Origin of the sequence: Flavobacterium sp. (genome assembly GCF_031423415.1) — a bacterium.
Taxonomy (GTDB): domain Bacteria; phylum Bacteroidota; class Bacteroidia; order Flavobacteriales; family Flavobacteriaceae; genus Flavobacterium.
In genome coordinates this window covers 1-4,586 of sequence record NZ_JANPFL010000055.1, presented here as the reverse complement: position 1 = coordinate 4,586, position 4,586 = coordinate 1, and the positions used below count along the sequence as shown (strand labels likewise).

Below are 4,586 nucleotides of genomic sequence, written 5' to 3'. Positions count from 1 at the left end.
GTGATTTATAACCTAAACCACCACCAAATCTTGAAGATATTTTTTCGTTGATTTTATACAATAATGACAAACGGGGCAAAACAAAAACATTGCTTCTGTTTGTAAGGTCAAAGCGCAAACCACTTTCCAAAATAAATTTTTCGTTAATGATGAAATTGTTTTGAGCAAAAACTCCAAATGCAGCATTGTAATAATCTAATTTGTCGGCCACTAAATTCATTTGCTTGAAACTATCCGAAACTAAGTTCGCGCCTACGTTCCATTCTGATTTTTCGTTGGGGATTAGATAATTGGCCTCTGTAAAAGTGGCTATTTGTTGTCCTTCGAAATTATACGTTTGTTTTTCTATGTTTCGGTTAAAATATCCAATGCTATTTTTTATTGTTAATATATTGTTGTTGTCAAATGTTTTTTCAAATTTTGCTTGTGTCGAATATCGATTGCTGTTATTTCTCTCGAAGAACGAATGCGTTGCATCTGGTTTGTTGTTAATTACTTGCATATCACCACCTATTCGGTTTTCAAATCCTGCGTTTGCACCAAAACTAAATGTTGTTTTTTCGTTGAGATAATAAAAGAATTTTGGGTTTATCGTATATCTTTCGAATTTTGGAATGTCTGAAAAGCTATCATTATTTACATCGGTTGCTTTTTGTGAATTACTTGAAACATAAATTGTAAGTCCTGATTTTTTATATTTTTCAGCATAAAAACCACTTAAATCCAATGCTTGTGTTTGATTGATATTCGCTAAGAAAGAAATTTCTCTTTTATCGGTTGGCTCTTTTGTAATTAAATTTATTAATCCCGCAATGGCACCACCGCCATAAAGTGTAGATGTAGAACCCTTAATAACTTCAACACGTTTTAAATATAGAGGTGGAATTTGAAGAATACTCAAACCGCTTGCAAAACCCGAATATAAGGGGAAACCATCTTGTAAAAGTTGGGTATATTTTCCGTCCAAACCTTGTATTCGGATACTAGCATTACCAGAAACCTGCGATGTTTGCTGGGTTTGAATTCCTGTACTTTCAGTTAGTAACATTTTAATATTACCCGGCTGCATTGAAGATTTTTCTTCTAATTCGCCCGAAGCTATTGTCTCGATTCGTGTTGGGATATTTTTTATTGTGCGGCTACTTCTTGTTGTCGAAGTAATTTTAACTTCTTCTAATTCTTCGGCTATTGGTTCAAGAAATATTTCAATAGTTTCATTTTGTGGAAATTCAAAAGTTTTTTCTTTCTTTCGATAACCATTTAAACTAAAAACAATGATTTGGGTACCGTTCGGAATATTTTCAATTTTCACATTTCCATATTCATCAGAACTTGCATTGTTTTGAGAATTACCAACAAATACGGAAACATTGGCAAGCGTTTCTTTTGTTTTTTCGTTTTTAAATATTGCTTTGAATGTGTTTTGAGACAATATATTTGTGGAGCAAAAAAGTAAAATTAATGTGGAAAGAAAATTACGCATTATTGAGATTTATTTTAAGTAGATATACAAATTTACGAAAAATCAGTAAATTAATTAAGAATATTTTCTGTTTTTCTGGGTAGTATCGTGGCATCACAAGAACTTCCAAAATTACAAAATAAAGCGGAACTACACTATATTTTGATGGGCTATAAAACACGAAATCACTAATTAGCACAAATAGAATTTGTGAAAATTAGTGACCCGAGTCCGCCGCGGCGGACGAACAGACGAAGTAAATCGTTATTTGAAATCTTTCCTGTTTTTTAGAAAACGAAGATGGCTCTTTCGCTCATCATTTCGTTTACTTTATTGGCAACTTCTTCGATAATTGCTTCGTTGGTATGATCCGATATAACTTTATCAATCAAGGCAACAATAGTTTCCATATCTTCTTCTACTAATCCACGAGTGGTAATAGCAGCAGTTCCAACACGAATTCCAGAAGTCACAAATGGTGATTTATCATCAAAAGGAACCATATTTTTATTTACGGTGATTTCCGCTTTTACCAAGGCATTTTCAGCGTCTTTTCCTGAAATATTTTTGTTTCTCAAATCAATCAACATCATATGATTGTCTGTTCCACCCGAAATAATATCATAACCTCTTTTTACAAAAGCATCCGCCATTGCATTGGCATTTTTTTGCAATTGCAAAGCATATCTAAAAAATTCGTCAGTCAAAGCTTCTCCAAAAGCAATCGCTTTAGCTGCAATAATATGCATCAAAGGACCACCTTGGTTTCCTGGGAAAACAGCCAAATCTAATAAAGAAGACATCATTCGGATTTCGCCTTTTGGAGTTGTTAAACCCATTTTGTTTGGGAAATCTTTTCCCATCAAAATCAAACCACCTCTAGGACCACGCAACGTTTTGTGTGTTGTCGTTGTAACAATATGACAGTGAGGTAAAGGGTCATTCATCAAACCTTTGGCTATAAGGCCCGCTGGATGAGAAATATCGGCTAATAAAATAGCGCCAACACTATCCGCAATCACTCTAAAACGCTCAAAATCCATATCACGAGAATAAGCCGAGGCACCTGCGATAATTAATTTTGGTTGCTCTTTGGTAGCAATCTCTTGAATTTTATCATAATCCAAACGTCCTGTTTCCTTGTCAACTCCATAAAAAGAAGGCGTGTATATACGTCCTGAGAAATTCACTGGCGAACCGTGGGTTAAATGTCCACCGTGTGCTAAATCGAAACCTAAAATTTTATCTCCAGGTTTTAAACAAGCATGAAAGACTGCCGTATTGGCTTGAGAACCAGAGTGTGGTTGCACATTGGCATATTCAGCACCAAACAATTCTTTGGCTCTATCAATGGCGATTTGTTCGATTACATCAACTACTTCGCAACCTCCATAATATCTTTTGCCTGGATATCCTTCAGCATATTTATTAGTTAAAACAGAACCTGCTGCTTCCATTACTTCATCACTCACAAAATTCTCAGAAGCAATAAGTTCTAATCCGTGAATTTGTCTGTCTTGTTCCTCTAGTATAAGGTCAAAAATTTGTTTGTCGCGTTGCATTTTTTTGGTTTAAATTAATTTGACGCAAAAATACAAAAAAACGTTTGGTAAATAATAAGATTATAATATATTTGATGAGTAATTCTTAACAATATAATTAACAATTGTATGTCGATATCAGCTAATAATACGAACCGAAAATCTTGGATAGAAGTCCCAGCCGACAATGATTTTCCCATTCAAAATATTCCTTTTGGCGTTTTCATTACAAAAGATGATGTAATTACCATTGGAACAAGAATAGGAGATCGTGCCATTGATATGGGAGCCTTACAGCAATTAAATTATTTTGAAGGAATCGAACTGACCGATGATATGTTTATGCAAGATACCCTGAATGATTTTATTTCAGACGGTAAAAAAACCTGGCGATTGGTACGAAGTCGTTTAGCAGAATTGTTTGACGAAACCAATCCAAAACTTAGAGACAACAAAGAACACAGGGAAATTATTATTTTCAATGTCAAGGATATTGAAATGCAATTGCCGGTGTTGATCGGGGATTATACGGACTTCTTTTCCAATAAAGATCACGCAATCAATGTTGGAAAATTATACCGTGACCCAGAACATTTGTTGTCACCCAATTGGCTTCATATTCCTTTAGCGTATCACGGTCGAAGTTCTTCTATTATACCTTCAGGAATTCCGGTGCACAGACCAATGGGACAAACCCTACCTAATGGCGAAAAAACACCTGTTTTCGGTCCTTCAAGGCTGGTGGATTTCGAATTAGAAACGGCTTTCATCACTACTGACGTCAATGTTATGGGTGAAAATATTCCAATAAACGAAGCTGAAGATTATATTTTTGGTATAGTTTTATTGAATGATTGGAGTGCGCGAGACATTCAAAAATGGGAATACGAACCATTGGGACCGTTTTTATCCAAAAACTTTGCTACATCAATTTCTCCTTGGATTATTACGTTGGATGCTTTGGAACCTTTTAGAACCAAAGGCCCAAAACAAGATCCATCGCCACTTCCGTATTTGCAACAAAAAGGGAAAAATAATTTCGATATCAACTTAGAAGTAGCTATTGAGCCTGAAAATAAGGAAGCAACAATTGTTTCTAGATCGAATGTGAAAAATATGTATTGGTCAATGAATCAGCAATTAACGCACCACACCTCTAATGGTTGTCGTGTGAATTCTGGAGACATGATGGGTTCTGGGACTATTTCTGGTGCAACGCCAGATAGTTTTGGGTCTATGTTGGAATTAACTTTAGGCGGAAAAAAACCAATACAACTTAACGATGGTTCGGAACGTAGATTTATAAATGATGGAGACACGGTAATTTTTAAAGGGTACAGTAAGAACAACGGAGTTCGAATAGGATTTGGTGAACTTTCGACAAAATTACTTCCACCCTTTGTGAGGAAATAAATCACTTTTTTTTTAAACAATCCGACCTTTTTAGACTGAACCCAAAAGTTTGGACAAATTTATAATTAATTTTGATAATAATGAGTTCGATATTGTATCGGGCTCATTTTGTTTAAATTTGACTTGATTCTGTCATTATTGTAATAATTTATATATTCATTTATTTCCTT

At 34.7% G+C, this 4,586-nt stretch carries 4 protein-coding genes; 1 reads left to right on the top strand and 3 read right to left on the bottom strand.

Annotated elements, in window-relative coordinates; genetic code table 11:
* The coding region (locus RMO83_RS05930) for a TonB-dependent receptor (protein WP_310558753.1) at nt 1–1,432 on the bottom strand (1,432 nt) is incomplete at its 3' end.
* 317 nt (nt 1,433–1,749) lie between these two features.
* A complete protein-coding gene (glyA, locus tag RMO83_RS05925) occupies nt 1,750–3,024 on the bottom strand; it encodes a serine hydroxymethyltransferase (RefSeq protein WP_310558752.1) in 1,275 nt (424 codons plus the stop codon).
* Nucleotides 3,025–3,132: 108 nt separating this feature from the next.
* Here glyA and fahA point away from each other — a divergent pair, with 108 nt between their 5' ends.
* Entirely contained in the window at nt 3,133–4,416 is a 1,284-nt protein-coding gene (fahA, locus tag RMO83_RS05920; protein WP_310558751.1) for a fumarylacetoacetase, read from the top strand.
* A gap of 65 nt (nt 4,417–4,481) precedes the next feature.
* Here the strand turns inward: fahA and RMO83_RS05915 are convergent.
* On the bottom strand, nt 4,482–4,586 hold a 105-nt coding region (locus RMO83_RS05915), incomplete at its 5' end, for an IS3 family transposase (RefSeq protein ID WP_310558707.1).

Coding starts and splice junctions, on each gene's coding strand:
- fahA (WP_310558751.1), top strand. CDS start 3,133: ATGTCGATATCAGCTAATAATACGAACCGAAAATCTTGGATAGAAGTC.
- glyA (WP_310558752.1), bottom strand. CDS start 3,024: ATGCAACGCGACAAACAAATTTTTGACCTTATACTAGAGGAACAAGAC.